This window comes from Mesorhizobium sp. M7A.F.Ca.CA.003.01.2.1 (assembly GCF_003998945.1).
Classification (GTDB): domain Bacteria; phylum Pseudomonadota; class Alphaproteobacteria; order Rhizobiales; family Rhizobiaceae; genus Mesorhizobium; species Mesorhizobium ciceri.
The window spans coordinates 1-1,686 of record NZ_RZRA01001091.1 but is presented as its reverse complement, the minus strand read 5'-3'; the positions used below and the strand labels follow the sequence as shown (position 1 = coordinate 1,686).

Here is a 1,686-nt window from a genome sequence, read left to right as displayed (position 1 = left end):
TCCTGCCGTCGCGCCTTCGCCACGTCGAAGTGCTTGGCGAGACCAACCGCCATCTGCATCGCGCCACTGACGGCCGGATGAACGAGCAGGAGTTGCGCGCGGAGGAGTTGCGGCTCGCCGCCGATCGCCTCGGCCGAATCGTCGGCGCCATCGACGTCGAGGACATGCTGGACGTGATCTTCTCGCAGTTCTGCATCGGGAAATGACTCACGTGAAACAGGGTCGCTGCGGCGTGAGCTCCCTTTAGATCGTATGTTGCTTTGCTGCATGGCTTCGTGATTTTCGACGAACCCCGAAGGCGGGTAGGCTTCATCTGGGCCACCACCGCGCTGCGCCGCCTGCATGACTCACGTGAAACGTGTCAGGCGGCCCGATGACTCACGTGAAACACTGGGCTGACTAGCGGCGCGGCTGTTTCACGTGAAACTTGTCGCGGAGTTTTCTTGACAGCGTCGCTCCGCAGGGACATGTGTCCCTCATTCTTCTGAGTCCAGGACGTTTGGAAATGACCAATCGCTATGATGTGGTTGTGGTGGGCGGCGGCCACGCGGGTTGCGAGGCGGCCAGCGCTGCCGCGCGCGCCGGCGCCAGGACGGCGCTGGTGACGCTGCGTTTCGACACGATCGGCGTCATGTCGTGCAACCCCGCGATCGGCGGGCTCGGCAAGGGCCACCTGGTGCGCGAGATCGATGCCATGGACGGCCTCATGGGCCGCGTGGCGGATGCGGCCGGCATACAGTTCCGCCTGCTCAACCGCCGCAAAGGCCCTGCGGTGCGCGGCCCGCGTACGCAGGCCGACAGAAAGCTCTATCGCCTTGCCATGCAGGAAGCGATTCGGCAGCAGAACGATCTCGACGTGGTCGAAGGCGAGGTTCTGGACTTCGAGATCGCCGACGGGCAGATCACGGCGGTTCTCCTAGCCGACGGCCGGCGCCTGGTCTGTGGCGCGGTCGTCCTGACGACCGGAACTTTTCTGCGCGGGCTTATCCATATCGGCGAGAAGAAGATCGTCGCCGGCCGCATGAACGAGCAGGCGAGCCTCGGCCTGTCGGCAACGATGGACCGCGCCGGCTTCAAGCTTGGACGGCTGAAGACCGGGACGCCGCCGCGGCTCGATGGCCGGACCATCGACTGGGCGTCGCTGGAAAGCCAGGCGGCGGATGCGGATCCGGTGCCGTTCTCGCTGATGACCGACCGTATCACCACGCCGCAGATCGATTGCGGCATTACGCGGACGACGACCGCGACGCATGAGTTGATACGCGCCAATCTCGGTCGCTCGGCCATGTATTCCGGATCGATCGAAGGCGTTGGGCCGCGCTATTGCCCGTCGATCGAGGACAAGATCGTCAAGTTCGGGGACAGGGACGGGCACCAGATTTTTCTGGAGCCGGAAGGCCTGGACGACGACACCGTCTATCCCAATGGCATTTCGACCTCGCTGCCCGAGGATGTGCAGCTCGACATCTTGAAAACCATTCCGGGGCTGGAGCGAGCCGTCATGCTGCAGCCCGGCTATGCCATCGAATATGATCATGTCGATCCGCGCGAGCTGCATCAGACGCTGGAGACGAAGCGCGTCAGTGGCCTGTTCCTCGCCGGGCAAATCAACGGCACGACCGGCTATGAAGAAGCGGCCGGGCAAGGCTTGCTTGCCGGCCTCAATGCGGCGCGGCGGGCGGCGGG

At 64.3% G+C, this 1,686-nt stretch carries 1 protein-coding gene and 1 pseudogene; both read left to right on the top strand.

Annotation, left to right across the window (positions count from 1 at the left end; translation table 11 throughout):
- Nucleotides 1-206: pseudogene (locus EN969_RS30025) on the top strand (tRNA uridine-5-carboxymethylaminomethyl(34) synthesis GTPase MnmE); the annotation flags it as partial.
- A gap of 299 nt (nt 207-505) precedes the next feature.
- Nucleotides 506-1,686 (top strand): tRNA uridine-5-carboxymethylaminomethyl(34) synthesis enzyme MnmG (gene mnmG, locus EN969_RS30020; RefSeq protein ID WP_127419675.1); only part of this gene is annotated, 1,181 nt, incomplete at its 3' end.